25 protein-coding genes, 1 tRNA gene and 1 pseudogene are annotated in these 24,924 nt (G+C 68.7%); 15 read left to right on the top strand and 12 right to left on the bottom strand.

Translation table 11 applies throughout. The annotated features are described in order from the left end of the window. Positions 1–275: 275 nt before the first annotated feature. From UAJ10_RS26400 to UAJ10_RS26420, 5 genes and pseudogenes are all read left to right on the top strand, one after another. Positions 276–926, top strand: a complete 651-nt coding sequence (locus tag UAJ10_RS26400; RefSeq protein WP_322918315.1) for a paraquat-inducible protein A — start codon at positions 276–278, stop codon at positions 924–926. Beyond that, complete coding sequence (locus UAJ10_RS26405) at positions 923–1,642, top strand: paraquat-inducible protein A (protein ID WP_322918316.1); 720 nt, start codon at positions 923–925, stop codon at positions 1,640–1,642. The genes UAJ10_RS26400 and UAJ10_RS26405 overlap by 4 nt, the downstream gene beginning before the upstream one ends. Continuing rightward, positions 1,635–3,272, top strand: coding sequence for a PqiB family protein (locus tag UAJ10_RS26410; RefSeq protein WP_322918318.1), 1,638 nt, complete (start codon positions 1,635–1,637; stop codon positions 3,270–3,272). The genes UAJ10_RS26405 and UAJ10_RS26410 overlap by 8 nt, the downstream gene beginning before the upstream one ends. Continuing rightward, the gene (locus tag UAJ10_RS26415; RefSeq protein WP_322918319.1) at positions 3,269–3,928 is read left to right on the top strand and encodes a PqiC family protein; all 660 of its coding nucleotides are present in this window, start codon (positions 3,269–3,271) and stop codon (positions 3,926–3,928) included. The genes UAJ10_RS26410 and UAJ10_RS26415 overlap by 4 nt, the downstream gene beginning before the upstream one ends. Positions 3,929–4,158: 230 nt before the next feature. Beyond that, positions 4,159–5,826: pseudogene (locus UAJ10_RS26420) on the top strand (methyl-accepting chemotaxis protein); the annotation flags it as partial. Positions 5,827–5,884: 58 nt separating this feature from the next. Here UAJ10_RS26420 and UAJ10_RS26425 read toward each other — a convergent pair. Next, on the bottom strand, positions 5,885–6,445 hold the full coding sequence (locus UAJ10_RS26425) for a DUF3833 domain-containing protein (protein ID WP_322918323.1): 561 nt from the start codon (positions 6,443–6,445) through the stop codon (positions 5,885–5,887). 178 nt (positions 6,446–6,623) lie between these two features. On the opposite strand from UAJ10_RS26425, the gene UAJ10_RS26430 reads away from it, so the two are divergent. After that, a complete protein-coding gene (locus UAJ10_RS26430) occupies positions 6,624–7,733 on the top strand; it encodes a DUF5694 domain-containing protein (RefSeq protein WP_322918324.1) in 1,110 nt (369 codons plus the stop codon). A 68-nt stretch (positions 7,734–7,801) separates the two neighbouring features. Here UAJ10_RS26430 and UAJ10_RS26435 read toward each other — a convergent pair. The 8 genes from UAJ10_RS26435 to UAJ10_RS26465 form a co-directional block, all read right to left on the bottom strand. Next, positions 7,802–7,877, bottom strand: a tRNA-Phe gene (locus UAJ10_RS26435). A gap of 208 nt (positions 7,878–8,085) precedes the next feature. Next, on the bottom strand, positions 8,086–8,298 hold the full coding sequence (locus UAJ10_RS26440; RefSeq protein ID WP_322918325.1) for a DNA gyrase inhibitor YacG: 213 nt from the start codon (positions 8,296–8,298) through the stop codon (positions 8,086–8,088). 11 nt (positions 8,299–8,309) lie between these two features. Beyond that, a complete protein-coding gene (locus tag UAJ10_RS26445) occupies positions 8,310–8,588 on the bottom strand; it encodes a ribonuclease E/G (protein ID WP_322918327.1) in 279 nt (92 codons plus the stop codon). Further along, positions 8,489–9,637, bottom strand: coding sequence for a ribonuclease E/G (locus UAJ10_RS26450; RefSeq protein WP_322918328.1), 1,149 nt, complete (start codon positions 9,635–9,637; stop codon positions 8,489–8,491). The genes UAJ10_RS26445 and UAJ10_RS26450 overlap by 100 nt, the downstream gene beginning before the upstream one ends. 13 nt (positions 9,638–9,650) lie before the next feature. Then, complete coding sequence (locus UAJ10_RS26455) at positions 9,651–10,247, bottom strand: Maf family protein (protein WP_322918330.1); 597 nt, start codon at positions 10,245–10,247, stop codon at positions 9,651–9,653. Positions 10,248–10,294: 47 nt separating this feature from the next. Continuing rightward, positions 10,295–10,513 carry a translation initiation factor IF-1 gene (infA, locus tag UAJ10_RS26460; RefSeq protein WP_044559220.1) on the bottom strand — a complete coding sequence of 73 codons (219 nt, stop codon included), beginning with the start codon at positions 10,511–10,513 and terminating at the stop codon, positions 10,295–10,297. Between the two features lie 80 nt (positions 10,514–10,593). Continuing rightward, positions 10,594–11,136: a thermonuclease family protein gene (locus tag UAJ10_RS29975; protein ID WP_416235421.1), complete on the bottom strand. Its 543-nt coding sequence runs from the start codon at positions 11,134–11,136 to the stop codon at positions 10,594–10,596. Next, entirely contained in the window at positions 11,118–11,294 is a 177-nt protein-coding gene (locus UAJ10_RS26465; protein ID WP_322918331.1) for a hypothetical protein, read from the bottom strand. The genes UAJ10_RS29975 and UAJ10_RS26465 overlap by 19 nt, the downstream gene beginning before the upstream one ends. Before the next feature lie 222 nt (positions 11,295–11,516). Between UAJ10_RS26465 and cysQ the strand changes: the two genes are divergently transcribed. The 6 genes from cysQ (at position 11,517) to UAJ10_RS26495 (ending at position 18,246) form a co-directional block, all read left to right on the top strand. Beyond that, positions 11,517–12,317, top strand: a complete 801-nt coding sequence (gene cysQ / locus UAJ10_RS26470; protein ID WP_322918332.1) for a 3'(2'),5'-bisphosphate nucleotidase CysQ — start codon at positions 11,517–11,519, stop codon at positions 12,315–12,317. A 128-nt stretch (positions 12,318–12,445) separates the two neighbouring features. After that, complete coding sequence (locus tag UAJ10_RS26475; protein ID WP_322918333.1) at positions 12,446–13,762, top strand: cyclopropane-fatty-acyl-phospholipid synthase family protein; 1,317 nt, start codon at positions 12,446–12,448, stop codon at positions 13,760–13,762. Between the two features lie 154 nt (positions 13,763–13,916). Further along, the gene (locus UAJ10_RS26480; protein ID WP_186457179.1) at positions 13,917–15,419 is read left to right on the top strand and encodes a replicative DNA helicase; all 1,503 of its coding nucleotides are present in this window, start codon (positions 13,917–13,919) and stop codon (positions 15,417–15,419) included. A 19-nt stretch (positions 15,420–15,438) separates the two neighbouring features. Continuing rightward, complete coding sequence (gene alr / locus UAJ10_RS26485; RefSeq protein WP_322918335.1) at positions 15,439–16,578, top strand: alanine racemase; 1,140 nt, start codon at positions 15,439–15,441, stop codon at positions 16,576–16,578. 106 nt (positions 16,579–16,684) lie between these two features. After that, positions 16,685–17,455, top strand: a complete 771-nt coding sequence (locus UAJ10_RS26490) for an MlaE family ABC transporter permease (protein WP_322918336.1) — start codon at positions 16,685–16,687, stop codon at positions 17,453–17,455. After that, positions 17,452–18,246 carry an ABC transporter ATP-binding protein gene (locus UAJ10_RS26495; RefSeq protein WP_322918338.1) on the top strand — a complete coding sequence of 265 codons (795 nt, stop codon included), beginning with the start codon at positions 17,452–17,454 and terminating at the stop codon, positions 18,244–18,246. The genes UAJ10_RS26490 and UAJ10_RS26495 overlap by 4 nt, the downstream gene beginning before the upstream one ends. Before the next feature lie 77 nt (positions 18,247–18,323). On the opposite strand, the gene UAJ10_RS26500 is transcribed toward UAJ10_RS26495, so the two are convergent. After that, positions 18,324–18,692, bottom strand: coding sequence for a hypothetical protein (locus tag UAJ10_RS26500; protein ID WP_322918339.1), 369 nt, complete (start codon positions 18,690–18,692; stop codon positions 18,324–18,326). Positions 18,693–18,928: 236 nt separating this feature from the next. After that, a complete protein-coding gene (locus UAJ10_RS26505) occupies positions 18,929–20,305 on the bottom strand; it encodes an amidohydrolase family protein (RefSeq protein WP_322918340.1) in 1,377 nt (458 codons plus the stop codon). Between the two features lie 229 nt (positions 20,306–20,534). Here UAJ10_RS26505 and radA point away from each other — a divergent pair, with 229 nt between their 5' ends. From radA to purF, 3 genes are all read left to right on the top strand, one after another. Continuing rightward, positions 20,535–21,962, top strand: coding sequence for a DNA repair protein RadA (radA, locus tag UAJ10_RS26510; RefSeq protein WP_322918341.1), 1,428 nt, complete (start codon positions 20,535–20,537; stop codon positions 21,960–21,962). A 6-nt stretch (positions 21,963–21,968) separates the two neighbouring features. Next, entirely contained in the window at positions 21,969–22,667 is a 699-nt protein-coding gene (locus UAJ10_RS26515; RefSeq protein WP_145615007.1) for a CvpA family protein, read from the top strand. A gap of 61 nt (positions 22,668–22,728) precedes the next feature. Continuing rightward, entirely contained in the window at positions 22,729–24,183 is a 1,455-nt protein-coding gene (gene purF, locus UAJ10_RS26520) for an amidophosphoribosyltransferase (RefSeq protein ID WP_004274437.1), read from the top strand. A gap of 117 nt (positions 24,184–24,300) precedes the next feature. Here purF and UAJ10_RS26525 read toward each other — a convergent pair whose 3' ends face one another. After that, positions 24,301–24,777, bottom strand: coding sequence for a hypothetical protein (locus UAJ10_RS26525; RefSeq protein WP_322918342.1), 477 nt, complete (start codon positions 24,775–24,777; stop codon positions 24,301–24,303). Positions 24,778–24,924 lie beyond the last annotated feature (147 nt).

Here is a 24,924-nt window from a genome sequence, read left to right on the forward strand (position 1 = left end):
GCAGGCCGGCCAGTGTGCACGAGGCCGCATCGTCTGGGCAGGGAATTATCAGCGCACCCGCCCGCCGCCCTGCAACGGCGGCGCGGGGCCTATCCGTTGCAGGACCGCTACGTCGACCGGCCTCCCCCGAACAGCATCGGAGTCACCTCCGGCCACCCGATGGTGCTATTCAGGAAGCCGGGCTATCGTGGCGGCGACAAGCCGCTCACCATGACGGCCAACACGGCAACGGCCATGCACCGGGGCCGAACCATGACGACGAACTGGCATCCCCCGTGACCGAATCCCTGGTCGCCTGTCCTGAATGCGACGCCCTGCACGAACGGCGTGAGCTGGCGCCCGGCACCAAGGCCCGATGCGTGCGCTGCGGCGCCGTGCTCTACCGCCGCTCCTACCTGGCGCTGGACCACCAGTTGGCGCTGGTGACGGCCGCCATCCTGATCTACCTGATCGCCAACAGCTTCCCCATCGTCGATCTTGAGATCCAGGGGCGCAGCAACAGCACCACCCTGGTCGGCAGCGTGCTGGCCCTGTGGCGGGAGGGGCGGGAGATCGTGGCCGTCCTGGTCTTCGCCACCACCCAGCTGTTCCCCCTGGTGGATCTGGGCGCCCTGTTCGCCCTGCTGCTCATGATCCGGCGGGGGCGGCCGGCCCCGGCCTTCGCCCCCATCCTGCGTTTCCTGCAGGCGCTGCGGCCCTGGGGCATGATCGAGGTGTTCATGCTGGGTATCGTGGTGGCCCTGGTGAAGCTGTCCAACATGGCCGAGGTGGTGCCGGGCGTCGCGCTATGGGCTTTCGGATTGCTGACCATCCTGCTGGCCGTCATCCTGTCGCTCGACCTGCGCAGCCTGTGGCGCGCGGGCGAACACGTCATCGTGCGGCCACGGCGTCGGCGCCTTCCGCCCAAGCAGGCGGCGCATCCATGAGCGCGGCCTCGACCTCCCCTTCTTCCGAACCCCGCGTGACCACGGCGGCGCAAGCGGGCTTGGTCGCCTGTCCACACTGCCATCTGGTCTGTCGCGACACAATCGCCAGGGGTGGGCACGGGCAGGGCCGCGTCCGCTGCCCCCGGTGCGCCGGGCGCCTGCACCCGCGCAAGGTGGACAGCCTGTCGCGCACCTGGGCGCTGCTGATCGCGGCCGCCATCCTGTACATCCCGGCCAACGCCTTCCCGGTGATGCAGACCTCCACCCTGCTCAGCACCCAGAGCGACACCATCCTGTCCGGCATCCTCTACTTCTGGAACACCGGCTCGCCCGAGCTGGCGGTGCTGATCTTCACCGTCAGCATCCTGGTGCCGCTGCTGAAGCTGGCGACGCTCAGCACGCTGGCCGTATCCATCCAGCGCGGCGCGCGGGGCCGGGCCGACCAGCGCGCCCGCCTTTACCGCATCGTCGAGTTCGTCGGCCGCTGGTCCATGCTGGATGTGTTCGTCGTGGCCCTGATGGTGGGCCTGGTGCATTTCCAGGGATTGGCCGTCATCCAGGCCGGCCCGGGTGCCGCCGCCTTCGGCGCCGTGGTGGTGCTGACCATGCTGGCCGCCCACAGCTTCGACCCCCGCATGATCTGGGATCGCGCCCGCCACCCGCGCGGGGAGCGCCCGCCCAAGAAACGACTAGCCTTCGGGACCCGCCATGGCTGAAACCCCGCCCCCCGCCCCCCACCAGGACGATCTGCCGGAACCGGTGGTGGATTCGGGTCGCCGCTGGATCCCATCGCTGGTGTGGCTGATCCCGGCCATCGCCGCCATCGTGGGCCTGACCCTGGTGGTGAAGACGGTTTGGATGAAAGGCCCCAGCATCACCATCAGCTTCCTGACGGCGGACGGCATCGAGCCAGGCAAGACCAAGGTGAAGTTCAAGGACGTGGACATCGGCGAGGTGAAAGGCGTCACGCTGACCGACGACCACGCCCGCGTGCTGGTGACGGTGGAGCTGACCAAGGACGCCAAAGGCTTCGCCGTGGACGACAGCCGCTTCTGGGTGGTGCGCCCGCGTTTCGCCGAGACGGGCGTTTCCGGCCTGAACACCCTGCTGTCGGGGTCCTACATCGGTGTCGACGCCGGCAAGTCGGACAACCAGCGCAAGGAATTCACCGGGCTGGAGGATCCGCCCGTGGTGGCCTCCGACGTGCCGGGGCAGCGCTATGTCCTGCACACCGACGACATCGGCTCGCTGGCCGCCGGATCGCCCGTCTACTACAAGCGCATCCCCGTGGGCCATGTCGAGCGCTACACCCTGGATGAGGACGGACGCCACATCACCCTGCACGTCTTCATCAAGTCGCCCTATGATCATTTCATCACCAAGGACAGCAAATTCTGGCACGCCAGCGGCGTCGACGTGCGCATCGACGGCTCGGGCCTGAAGGTGGACACCGAGGCGCTGGCCACCATCCTGATGGGCGGCATCGCCTTCGAGGATCCGCCGGACACGCCCATGACCCCGGCGGCGGCCGGCAGCCAGTTCTGGCTGGCCGCCAACCATGTCGACGCGATGAAGGCGCCGGAGGGCTACCACGTCGCCATGGTGATGCGCTTCCACCAGTCCATCCGTGGGCTGACCGTGGGCGCGCCGGTGGATTTCCGCGGGGTGGAGATCGGCAACGTCACCGGGGTGGGCATCGACTACGACCCGGCCAGCCAGGACTTCACCTCCCGCGTCATGGTCAACATCTTCCCCGATCGCCTGGCCTCGTTCGAGCAGACGCTGCCGCCGGAAAGCGAGCGGGCCGCCCGGATGCAGCGCTTGGCGGAGCTGGTAAGCCGCGGCCTGCGCGCCCAGCTGCGCACCGGCAGCTTCCTGACCGGGCAGCTGTACGTGGCGGTGGACTTCATGCCCAAGGCGCCGCCGGTGCCGTTCAACCCCAACACCGATCCGGTGGAGCTGCCCACCGTGCCTGGCGATCTGGAGGAGCTGTACCAGAAGGTGCAGGAGATCGTGGCCAAGCTGGACAAGATCCCCTTCGACGCCATCGGCGAGAACGCGCGCAAGGCCCTGGCCAGCGTGGACGGCGCCACCCGCCATATCGACGAGCTGGTGCAGCATGCCGACCACGACGTGCTGCCGGAAATCCGTGACAGCCTGAAGCAGATGGAACAGACCCTGGCCGCCACCCAGGCCAGCGTCGCCCCCGACGCCCCCCTGCAGCAGGACACCCGCCAGGCCCTGAAGGGCGTCATGGACGCCACCCGGTCCCTGAAAGCGTTGAGCGACAGCCTGGAACGCCACCCGGAATCCCTGGTGCGCGGCCGGAAGGACAAGGACGAATGAGCACGAACCCCACCCCCTTCCCCCGTTCCCTTTCCGCCCTCGCCGGCCTGACGGGCCTGGTCCTGCTGGCCGGCTGCGGCGGTTCCACCCCCATCCGCTACCACGCGCTGGCCCCGCAGCCGACCGACGCGCCCGTGACCGGCAGCGCGCGTATGCTGGTGGAGGTCCTGCCCGTGACGGTGCCGGAGCGGCTGAACCGCACCCAGCTGGTGCTGACCGACGCCGGCGGCCGGCTGGACGTGCGCGACGACGACCGCTGGGCCGCCCCGGTGGCGGACGAGATGCGGCTGGCGTTGGCCAACGCCCTGTGGCAGCGGCTGCGCGCCACCGACATCTACCAGGCGCCCGTGGCCCCCGCCCCCAACGGCCCGCCGCAGTACCGGCTGGCGCTGCGCATCGAGCGGTTCGACGCCACCCCCGGCGGCACCGCCGTGGTGGATGGCAGCTGGACCATGCGCCGCCTGCCGCAGGGTGCCGCGTCCACCTGCCGCGCCGGCTTCAGCCTGCCCGTGACCGCCGCCACGCCCGACGCGGCCGCCGCCGCCCTGTCCAATGGCGCGGCGCAACTGGCCGCCGCCGTGGCCGACAGCCTATCGCGCCTGGACCAGGCGCCACCCGGCGCCATGCCCGCCCCCTGCGCCGGCGGCGAGGGCTGAGAGCAGAGGTTTGACAGGATTTGAGACCCTACCCCATAGCATAGTTCCGCACTTTACCGTTCCTTAATATGCTTAACGGAGTATTCGCCTTAATGGCGCCGTCTGTCGTTAAGTCCTCAAGGCTCTTCTTGCACGGGGGTACGCGACGGCGATGGCGCCTCGATCTTGGGGGACGCCCGCGTCGGGCGCCCCGGCTAGGGTGAGGAGCCTCGAAGGCCATGAAAAACCTGTCCATCCGCCACAAGGTGATCCTGGCGTTCTGCGCCGTACTGGCCGTCACGCTGATCCTGGGCGTGGTCGCCATGATGCAGGCCGCGCGCATGAACGCCTCCGCGATGGACATCCGTGACGACTGGTTGCCCTCGACCCGCGCGGTGGGACAGATCGTCCAGGCGACGGAACGCTTCCGCTCGCTGGAAGGCTCCTACCTGCTGGTCAAGGAACCGGCCATGCGGGAAGAGGTGGAGAAGCGCTTCGCCGCCACCCTGGCGGACTTTGACAAATCCTGGACGGCCTACCAGCCGCTGATCGGCGCCGGCGAGGAACGCGCGGCGGCGGACGACATCCAGCGCACCTGGAAGATCTATCTCGGCATGCATGACAAGCTGCTGGCCACCGCCCACGACGGCAAGATGGATGAGGCGGTCGCCTCCTTCCGGGGGGAGATGATCGACAACTTCACAAAGCTGCGCCAGGCCCTGAAGGCCGACGCCGACATCAACATGAAGGGCGCGGACGAGGCCGCCAAGGCCAACCGTGACAGCTACCAGACCGCCAAGACGGTGGTCATCGGCGCGCTGATCCTGTCGCTGGCCCTGGGTGGCCTGGCCGGCTTCGCGCTGATCCGCCTGGTGTCCAAGCCGCTGGACGACATGACGGGCGCCATGGGTCGCCTGGCCGACCATGACCTGTCCGTCCAGATTCCTGGCGCCGACCGTCTGGATGAGATCGGCCGCATGGCCGCCGCCGTCGCCGTCTTCCGCGACAGCATGATCCGCGCCGACGAGTTGGCGGAGCAGGCCCGGGAGGAACAGCTGCGCCGCGAGGCCCGCGTGCGCCTGCGCGAGCAGTACATCGAGGAGTTCGACAAGGTTTCGAGCGAATTGGTGAACTTCGTCGCCCACGCCTCGGAGGAACTGGGCCAGACGGCCGGCCGTCTGACCCAGATCGTGGATGGCAACCGCCGCCAGGTGCAGGCCGTGGCCACCGGCGCGGAGGAAGCGTCCACCAACGTGCAGACCGTGGCCGCCGCGACCGAGGAACTGACCGCCTCCATCGGGGAGATCAGCCGCCAGGCCCTGCAGTCCGCCACGGTGGCCGATGAGGCCGTGCGCCAGGCCGAAGAGACCGACGCCACCGTCAACGGCTTGGCCGAGGGCGCCCAGCGCATCGAGGCGGTGATCAGCCTGATCCGCGAGATCGCCAGCCAGACCAACCTGCTGGCGCTGAACGCCACCATCGAGGCGGCCCGGGCGGGCGAGGCCGGCAAGGGCTTCGCCGTCGTCGCCACCGAGGTCAAGGCCCTGGCCAACCAGACCGCCAAGGCGACCGAGGACATTGGCGCCCAGGTGGCCGCCATCCAGCAGGAGACGACGGACGCCGTCAGCGCCATCCGCCAGATCCAGTCCACCATCCGCGATATCGGCGCCGGCACCTCCGTCATCGCCGCCGCGGTGGAGGAACAGGGGGCGGCCACGCGGGAGATCACCCGCAACGTGAGCGAGGCTTCCAAGGGCACGGTGCTGGTCTCCAACAACATCGGCGCCGTGGCGGAGGCCTCGGAAGAGACCGCCGCCGCCTCGGTCCAGGTGCTGGGCGCCTCGCAAAGCCTGGCCAAGGAATTGGCCCGCCTGCAGGAGGCAGTGGCCGACTTCTTCGCCAAGCTGCGCGCCGCCTGACGCCAAGACCAGGCCGGGCGGCGGACCACCGCGCCCGGCCTGGCCCCGGCCCCTCCCCTTATCCTGGCCCGTGCTGGGCGGACATCGCCGGGGCCTTCTGGAAGAAGATGCTGACCGACCCGATTTCGACGCCCCATTTGGTGACGTGGGCCCGGTTCAGCAAAACGCCGCCGGGTTGCAGGAACATCCAGTCATCGAAGGCGACGCGCATGGTGCCGTCGCCGACCTTGAGGTCAAGGCGGTAGGCCCAGTTGAAGGCGTTGCCCGACGCGACACCGCGCGCCACACCCACGACGTCGCCGGCCGTCCCCTCATAACGGTCAGGCGCCACCCGCCACACCGTCCACGTCCGCTCCTCCCGCTCGCCGTCGTTGTACAGGAAGCGTTCGTGCAGGATCAGGGCGCCGTCATCCTGGCGGGTGCCGTCGATATCGACCGTGAATTGGCGGCGCACCTTGCCGAACCGGTCCTCGAACAATCCCCAGGCCTTGGTATGGCCGGTGAAGTAATCCTCCAGGACCAGGGGCGGCGTGCCGTTCGCGAAATCCCCCGGGGTCATGCCGGCGCACCCGGTGAACAGGGGCGCGCACAGCAGCATGGCGCAAATCCGTCTCCACATCTCCGACCCTTTCCCAGGCGTGACCCGGGGCCCCGTCGTCCCCGGCACCGTAAGGTACGGCGGCCATCGGGCGGCGGATCACGGCCGGACCTGGCGGCCGGTGGCCAAGCGGTCCTTTCCCACGGTGCCGGGGATGCGGATGATCACGGCGGGGCGTCACATTCCACTTGGGGGCTTCATGAAACGCATCCGCCGTTCGTCCATCGGCCTTGTCCTGGTTCTTGGCGGCTTGGTCGCCGCCGGGGTTCTTCCGGCCAAGGCCGACGCGTCCGATTACCATCCGGCCTTCCAGCCTGATCGGTTGAAGGGGCCGCCGCCGGGCAAGGCCAACGAGGTGCTGGTCCTGGGAACGCCGCATCTGTCGGGGTTCAAGGACGACCCCCGGCCTGACATGCTGGAACCGTTGCTGACCCGCCTCGCGGCCTGGCACCCCACCGCCATCGCCACCGAAAGCCTCTCCGGCCTGCAATGTGACAGCCTGCGCCGCTATCCGGCCCGTTACGCGTCGACCGTCCAGGATTATTGTCCGGACACGACCGCCGCCGCGCAGGCCACGGGGCTCGACGTGCCCGCGGCGACCGCCGAGGCCGAACGCCTGCTGGCGGCCTGGCCGGCCATGCCCACCCCCGCCGACCGCCGGCACCTGGCGGCCGTCTTCCTGGCGGCGGGGGAGCCAGCCTCCGCCCTGGTGCAGTGGCTGCGCCTTGAACCGGCCGAGCGGCGGGAGGGGGACGGCCTGACGGCGGAGCTGGCCGCCAAGCTGGACACGCTGAAGAACCGGCGCAACGAGACCTATCTGGTCGCCGCCCCGCTGGCGGCACGGCTGGGCCTGGAGCGGGTGTGGAGCGTCGACGACCACACCGCCGACACGCCCGACCCGGTCGACCCCGACGCCTACGCGGCCGCGATCACCAAGGCTTGGGACAATCCGGCCTCCAAGGCCCGCAAGGCGGAAGACCAGCGGCTGGAAGCCGACCTGCCCAAGCCCGATGGCCTGCTGACGATGTACCGGGCGTACAACGCGCCGACGGCCCCGCTGGTGACCTACCGGTCCGACTTCGGCGCCGCCCTCATGGAGCCGTCGCCCCAGGCGTTCGGCAGAGGCTATGTCGGCTATTGGGAAACCCGCAATCTGCGCATGGTCGCGAACATTCGCGACGTGCTGGGCCAGCATCCGGGCACGCGCCTGCTGGCGATCGTCGGCGCTTCTCACAAAGGCTATTACGAGGCCTACCTGAACCAGATGCACGATGTGCACCTGGTGGATTCAAGCGCCGTGCTGCGGTAGGGGATGGGCGAGGCCGCTTGACACGCCGGCCGCCCTAAGCGCAATTCACTGATTTTCTTGGAAGAAAATGGTGCCCAGGGGCGGAATTGAACCACCGACACGGGGATTTTCAGTCCCCTGCTCTACCAACTGAGCTACCTGGGCATCCAGAGGAGCCTAGCGGACGCTAAGCCCCTGATCTCGCGTGGGTTTTTGTGACCCGTTGCCGTGGCGTTGGCGTCCGCGGCGCGTCGAGGTGGCTGTATGTAGACAAGTCCGGCGGGCTTGTCCAGCCTGTTGTTTCGATCTTTTTCAGATTTTTTTTAGGTGACTGATTTCACTTGTGGATTTCCAGATATGCGGGTGCCGGCACCTAGTCGCGGTCCGCCCCGGGGGCGGTTTCGCCGTCCTCGTCCGTCTCCTCGGTCACGGGCACGCGGTAGCTTTCGTTCAGCCAGCGGCCCAGGTCGACATCGGCGCAGCGGGGGGAGCAGAAGGGCTTCACCTCGGGCGCCGGTGGCCGGCCGCAGATGGGGCAGGCGGCGCGGGACTTGCGGGGCTTCAGGGGAATCGGTTCGTCGGTCATGGCAGCACCACTCACATCACGGCGTCATCGTCGTCGGACAAAACACCCGGGACCGGCGCGTCAGCCGCCACCAGGTCCAGCAGGGATGGCCCCCGGCGCTGGCGCGTCATCTCCACCAGGCCCAGGCGGGACATGCCATAGACCTGGGTATTGCCGGGATCGTCCGCCACCGCCCCGGTCAGGGCCAGGATCAGCCGTTCGCGGTCCGGCGGCCGCGACAGGTTGATGAAATCCACCACCACGATGCCGCCCACGTTGCGCAGGCGCAGTTGGCGGGCGATTTCCGGCACCGCCGCCAGGTTGACGGCCAGGGGGTCGCCCTTCTCCCCCCGTTCACGTCGATGACGGTCAGCGCCTCGGTCCGCTCGATGACCAGGCTGCCGGCGGCGGCCCCGCGCAGGGGAACGCGCGGGCGCAACAGGGTGGCGATGGCGCCGTCCAGGTCGCCGCCATCGAACAGCGGCAGGCCGGTGGGGACGCGTTTCAGCATGGGCAGCAGGTCGGCGGCGCGGTCGTCGCACCAGCGGCGCAGCTCCGCGTACAGGTCCTGGCCGGCGGCGGCGCGGTCATCCACCAGGATGGCCGACACCGGCTGGCCCGTCTGCTCCATCAGGGCGCGGACGCCGGCATGGGGTGCCGCCAGAAGCGTGGCCGGCGGCCCCTCGCCGGCCCGCGCCACCGCGTGCCAGTCCAAGGCCAAGGCCTCCGCCTCCTGCGCCAACCAGTCAGCGGGCACGCCGGCGGCGGCGGCGCGCACGATCCATCCCCCGGCCCAGCCCCCTGCCCATTCACCGGCCCGCCCTTGGCCGCCGGCGGGCACGGCGTCCCGCACCACGGTGGTCAGGCGCGCGCGCTCCGCCGCCGCGCTGGCCCCCTGGCCCAGGCGTTTGGATACGTGGATGCCGGCCGCCAGCGGCGTGTGCACCAGGAAACGGCCGGGCAGCGCCACGTCCATGGACAGCAACGCGCCCTTGGCCCCCACGGGGTCGGCCTTGACCTGGACGATGATGGTCTGCCCGGCCCGCAAGGCCGTGCCGATGGGACCCTGGGGCCGGGCGGCCGGGCGATCCTTGGGCGCGCCTTTACCACCTCCCTGGGGCAGGCGCACATCGGCGGCGGGCAGCAGGCCGTCGCGGCCGGTGCCGATATCGACGAAGGCGGCGTTCATGCCGGCGACGATGCGGGTGACGCGGCCGCGGACCACCGCACCGGCCAACGTGGGCCGGTCCACCCGGTCGATGTACAGATCCGACAACACGCCGTCGGTCAGCACGGCGGCGCGGCGCAAGGCGGGCCCCTGCGCCGGCGATGTCACGTCGATGTGGAGTTCACGGGCCATCCGGGCCGGCCCGTCACGCGGCCAAGAGCGGATCGATGCCGGCGGCACGCAGCAGGGCCGCCGTCTCGAACAACGACAGGCCCACGACATTGCTATGGGACCCGACCAGCCCGCGCGCGAACAGGGCGGCGCGGCCCTGGATGGCATAGCCCCCGGCCTTACCCACGCCCTCGCCACAGGCGAGATAGGCGTCGATCTCGGCGCGGCTCAGCTTCTTAAACAGCACGGCGGTCTGCACCAGCCGGGTACGGACCTTGCCCGCGGCGTCGATGACGCACAGGCCGCCATAGACGCGATGGCGGCGGCCGGACAGCAGATCCAGGCAGCGGCGCACGTCATCGGCGCTTTCCGCCTTGGGCAGGATGCGGCGGCCGCAGCCCACCACCGTGTCGGCGGCCAGAACGACCGCCCCCGCGCTGCGGGCGGCCACCACCTCCGCCTTGGCCTTGGCCAGGCGCAGGGCGTGATGGGCCGGCAGTTCATCCACCAGCGGGCTTTCGTCGATGTCGGCCGGGTCGATGCCGGCCGGCGTCACCCCGATCTGGGCCAGCAGTTCCCGACGACGCGGGGAACTGGACGCCAGCACCAGCGGCGGGAGCTGTCGTGGCATCCGCCCCGTCCCGTCCGCTTGCACGCGCACCATGGGCGACCGTCCGCTTACTTGAAGCGGAAGGTGATGCGGCCCTTGGTCAGGTCGTAGGGCGTCATTTCGACGTTGACCCGGTCACCGGCCAGCACGCGGATGCGATTCTTGCGCATCTTGCCGGAGGTGTGGGCCAGAACTTCGTGTTCGTTATCGAGCTTGACGCGGAACATCGCGTTCGGCAGCAGTTCGGTCACCGTGCCGGAAAACTCGATCAAATCCTCCTTCGACATAACTTCCTTTCAGGAAAAACGGGTGGATGGCGCGAAACGCGCAATTTCGGCGACATAGGTGATGGCCCTGGCGGTCGCGGTCAAGTGTTTTCCAGGCGGCGGCAGGGGTGCGCCCGCGTCTTTGCGCGGCACTGTGGCCCTGGGCCCCTACCGGGCCGCCCCCAATCATGTAGGTCGCGTCCCGGCGGATTGCAGGCCGCCGGCTTCCTCAGGCCGGTCTTACGGCTGGCCCGAAGGCTTTTTCTTAGGCCTGCCGGTGGCGTCGGCCTCCAGTGTCGCCTGTCGATCGCGCCACAGCCAGGGCGGTTCCACCCGTCCCCCCACATGCCGGCGCGATGGCTCATGGCCAGGACCTGGGTGTTGTAATAGTCCGGCGTCAGCGCGGTGTAGGCCAGCGCCCAGCCGGCCCGCACCATGATCCCGGCGACGTCGCGCCCCTCGACCGTGCAGACGCCCAGCCGGCGCTGCTTGGGCGGGCTTTCCTTGGTGGTGCAGCGGACGATCTTGTCCTGCACCACGGCCTGCAATTCCTTGGTCGCCTGGGCGAAACAGTCATAGGTGGCGCCGCGCCGGTTCTGGCAGGTTTGGCCGGGGTCGGGCGCGTCTATGCCGTACAGCCTGATCTCCCCCCATCGACCAGCAGGGTGTCACCCTCCGTCGCCTGGGCATGCCCTTCGATGACGTCGCCCCCACCCCCCACGGGCGGCGGGGGCGCCGCCGCGGCGGGAAGGTCCATGGACAAGGCGAGGATGGCGATGAGAAGGGGGGCCGCGACTTTCATGGGGCCCAGTCTAGCACCCGCCGCCGCCTCCCGCCGCCCTCATCGCGCTGGCGCGCGGCACAGCCCTGTGGCCCCGCCCCTAGAATTCGGCTTAAAATTGGACCGGGCCGCGCATGAGAGCCGCGCGTGGGCGTTCGGGTTTGGACTGTTGCTGAGCGGGCCCTGGATGCACTATTCCCCTCCCCGATCATCCCCCCGACACTACAAAGATAGGCCTGGCCCATGACCACCGTCCCCGACCTCGCCCGTATGGACCTTGTCGCCCTTCTGGATGACATCGCGGCGCTGGCGGTCGAGGCGGGCCACGCCACCCTTCCTTTCTATGAGGGCGACCACGGCGCCACGGCCAAGTCGGACGGCAGTCCCGTCACCCTGGCCGACCACGCCGCCGAGGCCATCATTCTCCCCGGCCTGGCCCGCCTGACGCCCGCCATCCCGGCGGTGTCGGAAGAGGCGGCGGAGCGGGGTGATATTCCGGCCGTCGCGGCCCGCCAGCCCTTCTGGCTGGTCGACCCGCTGGATGGCACCAAGGAGTTCATCAAGCGCAACGGCGAGTTCACGGTGAACATCGCCCTGGTTGACAAGGGCCAGCCTGTGCTGGGCGTGGTTTACGCCCCGGCGAGCGGCGAGCTGTTCGCGGGCTCCCTGGCGCCCACTGCCCTGGCATGGCGCCAGCGCGCGGGCGGGGAACGGGAAACCATCGCCTGCCGCCCGCAGCCGCGCGCCGGCGTCACGGTCGTCTCCTCCCGCTCCCACGCGAATGACGAGGCGCTGGCCACGTATCTTAAAGCCTACTCGGTGGCCGAGACCCTGGCCTGCGGCAGCTCCGTCAAGTTCTGCCGCATCGCCGAGGGCGTGGCCGACCTCTATCCCCGCTTCGGGCCGACCTGCGAATGGGACACGGCCGCCGGCCACGCCGTGCTGCTGGCCGCCGGCGGCGGCATGACCACGCCCGAGGGCGACCCGTTCCGCTACGGCAAGGTGGGGTTCCGTAACGGCCCGTTCATCGCGCACGGGAAATAGGGCCGAAGCAAAAGCGGCCCCTGCCCTTTTGAGTAAATCTTAGAGCTAATAGACCCCCTGGCCTCCCGCTCGCAGACTACCTACATGTCTTTGATATGCAGGTGATTTGAGACGAGGGAGCCTTCGGCATGCTCTTGGCCAGCCTGTTCCGGTCGCTTATCAAGACCGGCCACCTGACGCTTATCGACGCTCACGGCCGCCGCTATGAATTCGGCCGCCGCGATCCCGACACACTGCCGGGTGGGGTCAGCCCCGGCGGCATCGCCGATGGCGGCCCCGCCAGCTACGGCCCCGTCACCGCGCGCCTGACCGATCCCAGCCTGCATTGGAAGCTGGCGCTGGCGCCACGCCTCTACGCCGGCGAGGCCTATATGGACGGCACGCTGGTGATGGAGGAGGGCAGCATCTACGACCTGCTGGCCCTGGTCACCCGCAACAGCGGCTGGCAGCACATCGGCTGGTCCGACCACCTGATGGGCCCCATCGAAACGCTGACCCGGTACGCCCAGCAGTTCAACCCGGCGCAGCGGTCCAAGGCCAACGTGGCCCATCATTACGACCTGTCGGGCAAGCTCTACTCCCTGTTCCTGGACAGCGACCGCCAGTATTCCTGCGCCTACTTCCCCACGCCGGAGACGACGCTGGAGGAGGCGCAGAGCCTGAAGAAGCGGCACATCATCGCCAAGCTGCGGCTGGAGCCCGGCATGAAGGTGCTGGACATCGGCTGTGGCTGGGGCGGCATGGCGCTGGAGATCGCCCGCCAGGTGCCGGGCGCCCGCGTGATGGGCATCACCCTGTCTGAGGAGCAGTTGGCCGTCGCCCGCCAGCGCGCCATCGACGAAGGCGTGACCGACCGGGTGACGTTCGAGCTGGTGGACTATCGCCACCTGAAGGGCCAGGGCTACGCCGGCCATTTCGACCGCATCGTCTCGGTGGGCATGTTCGAGCATGTGGGCCTGCCCCATTACCTGGAATATTTCGAGGCGGTGCGCGACCTGATGACGCCCGAGGGGGTGGCCCTCATCCACGCCATCGGGCGGCTGGACGGGCCCGGCGCCACAAACCCCTGGATCCGCAAGTACATCTTCCCCGGCGGCTACGTCCCCGCCTTGTCGGAGGTCATGCCGGCGGTGGAGAAGGCGCGCATCGTCACCACCGACATCGAGATCCTGCGCCTGCATTACGCCGAGACCCTGCGCGCCTGGCGCCACCGCTTCCTGGCCAGGGCGGACGAGGCGGCGGCGCTGTATGACGAGCGCTTCGTCCGCATGTGGGAATTCTACTTGGCCGGGTCGGAATGCGCCTTCCGCTACCAGGGGCACATGGTCTTCCAGATCCAGCTGTCCAACGCCCTGGCCGCCGTCCCCCTCACCCGCGATTATATCCACAGGGCGGAGGAAGCCATGGCGCCGCGCGCCCACACGCCGGCGATGGTCGCGGAATAACGGGGAATCAAGGTGCAAGGCGGGACTTGGCCCCCATTTCCCGCCTTTATCCCCGTGATTATCCCCCTGTGGATAAAATCCATCCGCATGTTGCACTTGCCGTGCGCGCGGCGGCCGGCTATGCCATGCCTCCCCCGCTGCTACACTGATGCCCATGGACACCAAGTTGACCGACCCGGCCGCTTCCACCGGTGCGTTGCCCTACCGCACGCCGCCCCACAACCTGGAGGCGGAACAGGCGCTGCTGGGCGCCGCCCTGGTCAACAACAAGGCGCTGGAGAAGGTGGCCGAGTTCCTGCGGCCGGAGCACTTCTTCGACCCCGCCAACGGCCGCGTCTTCGCCGCCATCGCCAAGCTGGTGGAACGCGGGCAGATCGCCAGCCCGCTGACGCTGAAGGCCTATTTCGAGCAGGACGCGGACCTGAAGGAGATTGGCGGCACCGAGTACCTGGCCCGCCTGGCCGCCGGCGTCGTCACCGTGACGAACGCCGAGGATTACGGCCGCATCATCCATGACGCCTACCTGCGCCGGCAGTTGATCGACGTGGGCGAGGACATGGTCAACACCGCCTACAAGCACGACCTGGACGTGGGCGCCAGCGACCAGATCGAGGAGGCGGAGAAGAAGCTGTTCGACCTGGCCGCCACCGGCGACGCCCAGGGCGGTTTCGTCCCCTTCGAACGGTCGCTGAAGGCCGCGATCGAGATGGCGGAGGCGGCCTACAAGCGGTCCAGCCACGTCACCGGCGTCACCACCGGATTGCGCGACCTGGACGGCAAGCTGGGCGGCCTGCACCCGTCGGACCTCATCATCCTGGCCGGCCGTCCCTCGATGGGTAAGACGGCGCTGGCCACCAACATCGCCTTCAACGCCGCCCGCGCGCATATGAAGAGCAGCGGCAAGGAAGGCGCGCCCGTCGGCTTCTTCTCGCTGGAAATGTCGGCGGAACAGCTCGCCACCCGTATCCTGGCGGATGAGGCCGAGGTCAGCGGCGACAAGATCCGCCGTGGCGAAATCCACGGCAGCGACTTTCCCCGCTTCATCGAGGCCAGCAACTACATCTCCAAGGTGCCGTTCTTCGTGGACGACACGCCGGCCCTGTCCATCACCGCCGTGCGCACGCGCGCCCGCCGCCTGAAGCGCACCCACGGCCTGGGCATGATCGTGGTCGACTACCTGCAGCTGCTGCGCGGCGGCGGGATCAACAAGACCGACAACCGCGTGCAGGAAATCTCCGAGATCACGCGCGGCCTGAAGGCCATCGCCAAGGAGCTGGACCTGCCGGTGATCGCGCTGTCGCAGCTGTCGCGCCAGGTGGAAAACCGCGAGGACAAGCGGCCGCAGCTGTCGGACCTGCGCGAGTCGGGCTCGATCGAGCAGGACGCCGACGTGGTCATGTTCGTCTACCGCGAACAGTACTATCTGGAGCGTGCCGAGCCGTCGCGCCGCCCGGAAGAGGCGGAGGACAAGTTCAACGACCGCTACCAACGCTGGCAGCAGCGGCTGGAAGAGGTGCACGACACGGCCGAGGCCATCATCGCCAAGCAGCGTCACGGCCCGGTGGGCACCGTGCGCCTGCACTTCCATGGCGAATTCACCCGCTTCTCCGACCTTGACACCCACCATGCCCTGGCCGGTGCCGGCGACGATTACTGAGGAGCCGGGGGTGTCGTCCGTGGATTTCCCGAGCCAGGTGCCGGCCGGCGCCGGTGCCGTCCTGGCCATCGACCTGGCGGCCATCGCCGGCAATTGGCGGGCCTTGCGCGACCATGCCGAGCGGGCCGGCGGCTTGGTCGAATGCGCCGGCGTGGTCAAGGCCGACGGCTATGGCCTGGGCGCCGTGCCGGTGGCCGCGGCCCTGGCCAAGGCGGGCTGCCGCAGTTTTTTCGTCGCCGACCTGGAGGAGGCCGCCGCCCTGCGCGCGGCGTTTCCCGCCGCCACCTTTCCCGACGCGCGCATCCTGGTCCTGCATGGCCCCACGGCGGGCACGGAGCGGGAGATGGCGTCCCTGGGCCTGACGCCCATCCTGAACAGCCTGGACGACATCGCCCGCTGGCGGGCCACGGCGGCGGGGCTTGGCCGCGCACTGCCCGCCTTCATCCATATCGACACCGGCATGAATCGCCTGGGCCTGGACGACCGCGACGCGCGGCACTTGGCGGACGAGCCCGCCCTGCTGGCCGGCCTCACGCCGACCGGCTGGATGAGCCACCTGGCCAGCGCCGACGTGGCCGGCGACGGCTTCGCCGCCGAGCAGGACGCCCGCTTCCGGGCGCACCTGGCCCGATTGCCCCGGGCGCCGGCCAGCCTGGCCGCCTCCTCCGGCATTTTCCGGGAACCGGCGTTGCTGCATGACCTGGTGCGACCGGGGGCGGCGCTGTACGGCGTGAACCCGACGCCGGAGGCGCCCAACCCCATGGCGGCGGCGCTGCGCCTGCTGGGCCGCATCCTACAGGTGCGGGACGTGCCGGCCGGCGCCACGGTGGGTTATGGCGCGACATATCGCACCACCGCGCCGGCGCGCCTGGCCACCATCGCGGTGGGCTATGCCGACGGCTACTTCCGCGCCCTGGGGTCGTCCGGCCATGTCACCATCGCCGGCGTGCGCGCGCCCGTGGTGGGCCGCATCTCCATGGATCTGCTGAGCGTGGACGCCACGCGCGTCCCGCCGGACGCCCTGGTTCCGGGCGCCTTCGCCGAGCTGATCGGGCCTGACCGGCCGCTGGACGATGTCGCGGCGGATGCCGGCACCATCGGCTACGAGATCCTAACAGGGCTTGGCCGGAGGTTTTGCCGCGTGTATCAGGGGGCATGACCTTTTGCGCTGCACCCGCGAGGCGGCGTTGGCGGTTGTCGATAGTGAGTCCTTTGCCTGCCGGGCGACCGGCACGGCCTCGTGCAATGACTGAGGAGCGGAGCGGATGGGGTTCTTGAGCGGGATCGGCCGGGCCACCCTGGTGTTCCTGGCCGCCACCGGGCGGCTGGCCCTGTTCACGGCGCGTGGCCTGTCGCACTGCGTCCGTCCCCCCTTCTATCCCCGCCTGCTGGTGCAGCAGATGCGGGAGATCGGCTACAACAGCCTGCCGGTGGTGGGGCTGACGGCCCTGTTCACCGGCATGGTGCTGGCGTTGCAGAGCTACACCGGCTTCGCCCGCTTCAACGCCTCCAGCGCCATCGCCACCGTGGTGGTGCTGTCCATCACCCGTGAGTTGGGGCCCGTCATGGCGGGCCTGATGGTGGCGGGACGCGTCGGCGCCGCCATGGCGGCCGAGATCGGCACCATGCGCGTGACGGAACAGGTGGACGCACTCAGCACCCTGTCCACCAATCCCTTCAAATACCTGGTGGCGCCGCGCATCCTGGCCGGCACGCTGATGCTGCCCTGCCTGGTTCTGGTGGCCGACATCATCGGCGTCTTCGGCGGCTATGTCGTCAGCATCTACCGCCTGGGCTTCAACCCGTCGGCCTACCTGACCAGCACGGCGCAGTACCTGCAGACCATCGACGTGGTCTCCGGCCTGGTGAAGGCGGCGACCTTCGGTTTCATCATCGCGCTGATGGGCTGCTACAACGGCTACCATTCCAAGGGCGGCGCCCAGGGCGTGGGTGCGGCCACCACGCACGCCGTCGTCTCCGCCTCCATCATGATCCTGATGATCAACTATCTGCTGACGGGGCTGTTCTTCTCATGAGCACGGTATCCCCCCACTCTGGCACCCCCAAGATCGAACTCATCGGCGTCAAGAAGGCCTTCGGCCCGAAAAAGGTGCTGGACGGCGTGGACCTCAGCGTCGCCAAGGGCAAGTCCTTCGTCATCATCGGCGGTTCGGGCACCGGCAAGTCGGTGATGCTGAAGTCCATCCTGGGCCTGCTGCGTCCCGATGCCGGCACCATCAAGGTGGATGGGGAGGAGACGACCCACATCGGCGGCCGCGCCCGCGACCGGGTGATGACCAAGTTCGGCATGCTGTTCCAGGGCGGCGCCCTGTTCGACAGCCTGCCCGTCTGGCAGAACGTGGCCTTCGGCCTGATCCAGGGCCAGGGCATGAAGCGGTCGCAGGCGCGCGACATCGCCATCGAGAAGCTGGCCGCGGTGGGCTTGGGACCCGACGTGGCCAACCTGTCGCCGGCGGAGCTGTCGGGCGGCATGCAGAAGCGCGTGGGCCTGGCCCGCGCCATCGCCACCACCCCGGAAATCATCTTCTTCGACGAACCGACGACGGGTCTGGACCCCATCATGGCCGACGTCATCAACGACCTGATCGTGAAGTGCGTGCGCGACCTGGGCGCCACCGCCCTGACCATCACCCACGACATGGCCAGCGCCCGCAAGATTTCCGACCGCATCGGCATGCTGTACCAGGGCAAGCTGATCTGGCAGGGCCCCACCAGCGCCATCGACGACAGCGGCAACGCTTACGTCGACCAGTTCATCCATGGCCGCGCCGAGGGTCCGATCCAGATGCAGGTCAAGCTGGGGTAAGGACCGGCAGCTCAATCCATGTGGTTTTGTTGATATAGGGCGTGGATGCGCCCGCCCGGCGCTTGGACGAACTGGCGTTAAGCGGCGACCCGTCCCCAGCCCGCGGTGGCCATTTCCTGGGGCAGGTCGACCTGCCGTCCCGCCGCCCAGGCATAGGCCGTGGCCATGTCACTGAAGGCGCGCAGCTCATGCCCGGTGATGAACAGGCGGGCCAGGTTCAGGAGGAAGCGCAGGCCGGCGTTGTGGCTGACCACGGCCGCGCGGCCACCGGCACGGCCGCGCATGGCCTCGCCCATTATCGCACCCATGCGGCGGATGGCATCCGGCGAGACGTTGCCGACATGCAGCCGCAGGTCCGTCACGCTGTTCCACGTGGCGACGTCCATGTTCCAGGCCAGGATTTCCTCAATGTAATCGGCGATGGTTTCGCCGCCGACATCGTCCATGATCAGAACACAGACGATCCTGGATGAAGGATTCAATTTATGCTGTATTTTATACATTTCCGCACTGCCACCGGAAACGAGGACGGCGGAAGGGGTAACACAGCCGAAACTTTAGCGGCATGATCATTTTACCGGTCACAATTTCAAAAACGTGACCAGCTTAGCTACATAGGTAGCAGACGGACGGCGCCAATATTGGGCGCCGCCCTGAACCGGCCCTGGCCGGAGTCACTTGTTCAATCGACGTCGCCCGCCTCGTCCGGGGCTATGGGACGGAAGTCGGCACGGTTGTACCGGTGGCCGCGCTTCACCGTGTAGACGACGCTGCGCAGGTTGGCGATGTCCTGGGTCGGGTCCTTGGCGACAAACACCAGGTTGGCCAGCTTGCCCACCGCCACCGTGCCCATGCGCGACTCCAGGTCCAGGGCGCGGGCGCCCATCTGCGTGCCGGCCTGGATGGCGGCCAGGGGCGTGAAGCCGGCCTGGTGGACCAGCAGTTCCAGTTCCTCATGCAGGGCGGGATAGGCGTCGGCGGCGGGCGTCTCGCCGTCCGTGCCGGCGGAGATGGCCATGCCGGCGGCATGGGCCTGGGCGGTGATGCGGGCCGCCAGGTCGCCGGGGCAATAGGACCCGGGCGGGTTGGGCTTGCCGGCCCAGCGCTTGTCGCCCTCGGCGTAGACACGCACGGTGGCGTCCAGCACTTGGCCGTGGTGCTTCATGCCGTCAAACAGCCCGGCCAGAATGGGGTCGGGATTGCCGATGCGGGCCGGGTCCACCGGCGCGCGGTCATGGTACCGCGCCGGCTTCACCGGCAGGGCCTGGTAAGCCAGCATGCAGGCATGGGACAGCACATCCACCCCGGCCTCGATCTCCTCCGCCGGGGTGGCGGGGAAGACCATGGCGTGGGCCCAGACGCGGAAACCCTGGGCGTGCGCCTCGCGCGTGATGCCGGCCACCAAATCGGCCGGCAGGTTGGCGTAAATCTTGATGGCGCTGGCGCCGGTGCCGCGCGCCAAGGCCACCGCCACCTTCAGGTCCGTGGCCGGGGTGATCGCCTGCATCCACGGCACCTCCCCCGGTGTCGCCCCCTTGGCCGAGGCCGCCGTGCGCGGGTCCTTGAAGAAGCTGGGGCCGGCCATCAGGGCGGCGTAATAGATGTCCGGCGCCGGGATTTCGCCCAGCAGGGCCGATCGCGACAAGTCGGCCAGCGCGCGGGTGTCACCGGCCATGTCGCGCTCCGCCGTGACACCGCCGTAGACCGCCCGGCGCAGCAGCGCCTCCTCCGCCTTGCGGTTGGGCACGGTGGCGAGATGCACATGGGTGTCGATCATGCCAGGCAGGACGTAGAGGCCGCTGGCGTCCACCACCGTGGCGCCCCGGGCCAGCTCGGCCGGCACCTGACCCGCCGGCACCACCAGGGCGATGTCCTGGCCTTTGGTCACGACCGCCATGTCGGCGCGCGGCGGCGTGCCTGTGCCGTCGATCAGGGTGGCGCCGCGATAGACCACCACCGCCCCAGGCGCCGGCCGCGCCTCCTGAGCCGCCGCCATGGGCGCCACCAGTACGGACGAGACCAGCAGGGCGGAGCGGAGAAGCATGGCGATGGGCTTCAAGGCGGTACATCCAGGCAGCAAGCGGGCGGTCGCAACTGTGGGCGCGGCGCCGCGCGCTGTCAATTCGCGGCGGCGGCGTGGCAAGGCCGCGCATACCATCCTGTCGTGCGTCCCGCACGGCCCTACCCCCTAAATCTAGTGGCTGTATACCCGGCGCCGGGGTGGCGGTTCCGTCACCCAAGCTGTTATGATGGCGACCGCCAGAACACCCCGTCAGGAACCCTTTCCCGTGGCCCGAAATTCCAATCGTTACGTCTGCCAGAGCTGCGGCACCGCCCACCCCAAGTGGAGCGGCCGGTGCGAGGGCTGCGGCGCCTGGAACACCCTAGTGGAGGAGGCCGCACCCGAGGCGGCGCCGAAGGGCCTGGGCAACAAGGTGCAGGGCCGGCGGCTGGAGTTCGTGGAGCTGTCGGGCGTGTCGGAGCAGGCGCCGCGCCGTATGACCCACATCCAGGAATTCGACCGGGTGTGCGGCGGCGGCCTGGTGCATGGTTCGGCCCTGCTGGTAGGCGGCGATCCCGGCATCGGCAAGTCCACGCTGCTGCTGCAGGTCATCTGCCGCCTGGCCCAGGGCACGTCCTGCGCCTACATCTCCGGTGAAGAGGCGGTGGACCAGGTGCGCATGCGCGCCCTGCGGCTGGGACTGGCGGCAGCGCCGGTGAACCTGGCGGCCGCCACCAACGTGCGCGACATCGTGGCCTCGCTGGACGCGGCCGACGGCCCGCGCGTGGCGGTCATCGACAGTATCCAGACCATGTATGTGGACACGCTGGACAGCGCGCCCGGCACGGTGGCCCAGGTGCGGGCCTCGGCCTCGGAGCTGATCCGGGTGGCCAAGCGACGGGGCATCACCCTGCTGATCGTGGGCCATGTCACCAAGGACGGCCAGATCGCCGGCCCCCGCGTGCTGGAGCACATGGTGGACACGGTGCTGTATTTCGAGGGCGAGCGTGGGCACCAGTTCCGCATCCTGCGCGCGGTGAAGAACCGCTTCGGCGCCACCGACGAGATCGGCGTGTTCGAGATGGCGGAGGACGGCCTGCGCGAGGTCGCCAACCCGTCGGAGATCTTCCTGGCGGAACGGCGCGGCGACGTCACCGGCACCGCCGTCTTCGCCGGCATGGAGGGCACCCGCCCCGTGCTGATGGAGGTGCAGGCCCTGGTGGCGCCGTCGCCCCTGGGCACGCCACGCCGGGCGGTGGTGGGCTGGGACACCGCCCGCCTGGCCATGGTCATGGCGGTGCTGGAGGCGCGCTGCGGCCTCGCCATTGGCGCCAATGATGTGTATCTGAACGTCGCCGGCGGCCTGAAGGTCACGGAGCCGGCGGCGGATTTGGCGGTGGCCGCGGCCCTGGTCTCCTCCCTGACGGGGGAACCGGTGCCGGCCGACGCCGTGGTTTATGGAGAGATCGGGTTGTCGGGGGAGATCAGGGCGGTGAGCCAGAGCGAGACGCGGCTGAAGGAGGCGGCGAAGCTGGGCTTCGGCACGGCGCTGGTGCCCACCCGGCGCAAGGGGTCCGGCGGCGACGCCGGCATGCGCCGCATCGAATTGCACCACCTGTCGGACCTGCTGCCCCTGTTCCACGCGCCCCCCGCGCAGAAAGGCGCGCCGCCCAAGAACGCACCCAAGGCCGTCTCCGGCGGCGGACGGGGCTAAGGCATCATGGATATCAACGGTCTAAACCCCTTGGACATCGCCGTCGTCGTCATCGTCGTGCTGTCGGCCCTGCTGGCATTCGCCCGCGGTTTCGTGCGCGAGGTGCTGTCGATCGGCGCCTGGGTCGGGGCTGCCCTGGTCACGCTGTATGCCTTCCCCCTGGTCAAACCCTTCGTACGCGCCCATATCGAGCGTCAGATGATCGCCGACGGCGTCGCCATCATCACCCTGTTCGTGGCGGCCTTGCTGGTGCTGCAGATGATCTGCCACACTCTGGCGGGCCGGGTCAGCGACAGCGCCCTGTCGGCCATCGACCGGTCGCTGGGCTTCGGCTTCGGGGTGGTGCGCGGCGCCGTGCTGGTCAGCCTGGGCTACATGCTGATGGGCTACATCTGGCCGGACAACAAGCCCGACTGGCTGCGCGACGCGCGCACCCGGCCGGCGCTGGAGGCCGGGGCGGACATGCTGCGCACCCTTGCGCCGTCCGACCTGCGGCACGAGGGTGAAGGACGAATTGACGCCGCCCGGATGGAAGCCGAGCGGGCCCTGGCCGCCAAGCAGGACTTGGAACGGCTTCAAACCCCGGCGATCACCCCTGCGGGGAACGCGGGTGCCAAGCCGGGTGAACAGGGCTATAACGACCGCGAACGCACGGGCCTTGATCAGCTGATCGAGAATTCCGTCGATAAGAGGAAGCCGGAGTAAGGGTTCCTCGCAACGGACCGCAACGTACCAACCTCGCGCGAAAGGCGCCCGGTGACCGCTCATGCTGACCACGAACCCCTTCGACGACGACAAGTTGCGCGAGGAATGCGGCGTCTTTGGTATCCTGGGCGCCACGGACGCGGCCGCCCTGGTGGCCCTGGGCCTGCACGCCCTGCAGCATCGCGGCCAGGAATCGGCGGGCATCGTCGCCTTTGACGGGGAGCATTTCGCCGTCCACCGCGCGCTGGGCCAGGTCGGCGACAACTTCAGTTCCGAGGCGGTCATGCGCCCGCTGAAGGGCAACGCCGCCATCGGCCACGTGCGCTACGCCACCACCGGCGACACCGCGCTGCGCAACGTGCAGCCGCTGTTCGCGGATTTCGAGTTCGGCGGTTTCGGCCTGGCGCACAACGGCAACCTGACCAACGCCATGACGCTGCGCCGCCAGCTGGTGCGCCGGGGCTGCCTGTTCCAGTCCACGACAGACACCGAGGTCATCGTCCACCTGATGGCGACCGCCCGGGGCGGCAGCGTCATCGACCGCATGGTCGAGGCCCTGCGCCAGGTCGAGGGCGCCTACTCCCTGGTCGCCATGGCCAAGGACCAGATCATCGGCGTGCGCGACCCGCGCGGCGTGCGCCCGCTGGTGCTGGGCATGTTGGGCGACGCCCCGGTCCTGGCCTCGGAAACCTGCGCCCTGGACATCATCGGCGCCGACTTCGTCCGCGACATCGAGCCGGGTGAAATGGTGGTGCTGACCGCCGCCGGCGTGCAGAGCCTGCGCCCCTTCCAACCGGAAAAGAGCCGCTTCTGCATTTTCGAGTACATCTACTTCGCCCGTCCGGACAGCCTGGTCGAGGGGTCCAGCGTCTACAAGGTGCGCAAGGCCATCGGCGCGCACCTGGCCCAGGAAAGCCATGTGGACGCCGACGTGATCATCCCGGTGCCGGACAGCGGCGTGCCGGCGGCCATCGGCTATGCCGAGGAAAGCGGCATCCCGTTTGAGCTGGGCATCATCCGCAACCATTATGTCGGCCGCACCTTCATTCAACCGACCGACAAGATCCGCCACCTGGGCGTGAAGCTGAAGCACAACGCCAACCGCCACTACATCCAGGGCAAGCGCGTCATCCTGGTGGATGACAGCATCGTGCGCGGCACCACCTCGGTGAAGATCGTGGAGATGATGCGGGCGGCCGGCGCCAAGGAGGTGCACATGCGCATCTCCAGCCCGCCCACCCGGCATTCCTGCTTCTACGGCATCGATACGCCGGAAAAGGAAAAGCTGCTGGCCCACAAGCTGTCAGTCGAGGAGATGAACCGCTACATCGGGTCCGACAGCCTGGCCTTCATCTCCAACGACGGCCTGTACAAGGCCCTGGGCCATGCCGGCCGCGACGCCAGCGGCCCGCAGTATTGCGATGCCTGCTTCACCGGCGACTACCCCATCCCGCTGACGGATTACGAGGGCACGCCGGGTGGCGAGGTTGCCTTCCTGGCGGAGCGCCGAGCCTAAGATTCCCGCCGCCGAATAGTTTCGCGCACAGACGAACGCCCCCGGAAGACTTCTTCCGGGGGCGTTTCGATTCCCCCATCCGCGTCCGCGCCGGGGCGGTGCGCAGGATGTTTCCCCCTATGGCCCGGGTTTGGGTCGGGTGTCGCCCGCCGCCGTCTCCAGATGCCAATCCAGAGACCTCATCTCCGGCGGCAGGGCGTCTTGCCCGGACGCCCAGGCAAAGCCTTGCCGCATGTCGGAGAAATGCCGAAGATCATAGTCCCGCATATAAACGCGAGCTAAGTTCACCAAGAATTTCTGGCCGGCGTTGTAGCTTACAACAGCGACCCGACTGCCATCGTTGTCCGGAGATCGCTTCAGCGTCCCCGTCTCTTGCTTTTCATTGAGTAATCTGGACATCCGCTCCAAAGACGCATGGTGGATGTTGCCGATGAACGACCGTAGATCAACCAGGCAATTCCAAGTTCGGCCGACGTCGCCGCCCTGTATGATCTTCGCGATGTGATCCGCTATTTCATCGCCATCGATATCCCCACTATAGATAATGCATATCAACCGCAGGTGTGGAAAAAGCCGGTAATCAGCCCTGTGCATCAACCCTGTCCTACCGCCATAGGCAAAGGCTCCGGCCCGCTGTGCTGCTGCAGATTGGGCGTTGCGATCAGGTCCGGGAGCTTTATTCTATCAGGTCTTAATCAAACTTTTACCTGAACGGATGTACCGCTCGGGGGAGAAGCTGCG

The organism is Nitrospirillum guaranorum (assembly GCF_034653275.1).
Lineage (GTDB): Bacteria > Pseudomonadota > Alphaproteobacteria > Azospirillales > Azospirillaceae > Nitrospirillum.

Excerpts from the sequence above, each read along its gene's own strand:
- UAJ10_RS26405 (WP_322918316.1), top strand. The coding sequence starts at position 923 with ATGAGCGCGGCCTCGACCTCCCCTTCTTCCGAACCCCGCGTGACCACG.
- UAJ10_RS26410 (WP_322918318.1), top strand. The coding sequence starts at position 1,635 with ATGGCTGAAACCCCGCCCCCCGCCCCCCACCAGGACGATCTGCCGGAA.
- UAJ10_RS26415 (WP_322918319.1), top strand. The coding sequence starts at position 3,269 with ATGAGCACGAACCCCACCCCCTTCCCCCGTTCCCTTTCCGCCCTCGCC.
- UAJ10_RS26425 (WP_322918323.1), bottom strand. The coding sequence starts at position 6,445 with ATGTGGAGACGGATTTGCGCCATGCTGCTGTGCGCGCCCCTGTTCACC.
- UAJ10_RS26430 (WP_322918324.1), top strand. The coding sequence starts at position 6,624 with ATGAAACGCATCCGCCGTTCGTCCATCGGCCTTGTCCTGGTTCTTGGC.
- UAJ10_RS26440 (WP_322918325.1), bottom strand. The coding sequence starts at position 8,298 with ATGACCGACGAACCGATTCCCCTGAAGCCCCGCAAGTCCCGCGCCGCC.
- UAJ10_RS26450 (WP_322918328.1), bottom strand. The coding sequence starts at position 9,637 with ATGGCCCGTGAACTCCACATCGACGTGACATCGCCGGCGCAGGGGCCC.
- UAJ10_RS26455 (WP_322918330.1), bottom strand. The coding sequence starts at position 10,247 with ATGCCACGACAGCTCCCGCCGCTGGTGCTGGCGTCCAGTTCCCCGCGT.
- infA (WP_044559220.1), bottom strand. The coding sequence starts at position 10,513 with ATGTCGAAGGAGGATTTGATCGAGTTTTCCGGCACGGTGACCGAACTG.
- UAJ10_RS26465 (WP_322918331.1), bottom strand. The coding sequence starts at position 11,294 with ATGAAAGTCGCGGCCCCCCTTCTCATCGCCATCCTCGCCTTGTCCATG.
- cysQ (WP_322918332.1), top strand. The coding sequence starts at position 11,517 with ATGACCACCGTCCCCGACCTCGCCCGTATGGACCTTGTCGCCCTTCTG.
- UAJ10_RS26475 (WP_322918333.1), top strand. The coding sequence starts at position 12,446 with ATGCTCTTGGCCAGCCTGTTCCGGTCGCTTATCAAGACCGGCCACCTG.
- UAJ10_RS26480 (WP_186457179.1), top strand. The coding sequence starts at position 13,917 with ATGGACACCAAGTTGACCGACCCGGCCGCTTCCACCGGTGCGTTGCCC.
- UAJ10_RS26490 (WP_322918336.1), top strand. The coding sequence starts at position 16,685 with ATGGGGTTCTTGAGCGGGATCGGCCGGGCCACCCTGGTGTTCCTGGCC.
- UAJ10_RS26495 (WP_322918338.1), top strand. The coding sequence starts at position 17,452 with ATGAGCACGGTATCCCCCCACTCTGGCACCCCCAAGATCGAACTCATC.
- UAJ10_RS26500 (WP_322918339.1), bottom strand. The coding sequence starts at position 18,692 with ATGGACGATGTCGGCGGCGAAACCATCGCCGATTACATTGAGGAAATC.
- UAJ10_RS26515 (WP_145615007.1), top strand. The coding sequence starts at position 21,969 with ATGGATATCAACGGTCTAAACCCCTTGGACATCGCCGTCGTCGTCATC.
- purF (WP_004274437.1), top strand. The coding sequence starts at position 22,729 with ATGCTGACCACGAACCCCTTCGACGACGACAAGTTGCGCGAGGAATGC.
- UAJ10_RS26525 (WP_322918342.1), bottom strand. The coding sequence starts at position 24,777 with ATGCACAGGGCTGATTACCGGCTTTTTCCACACCTGCGGTTGATATGC.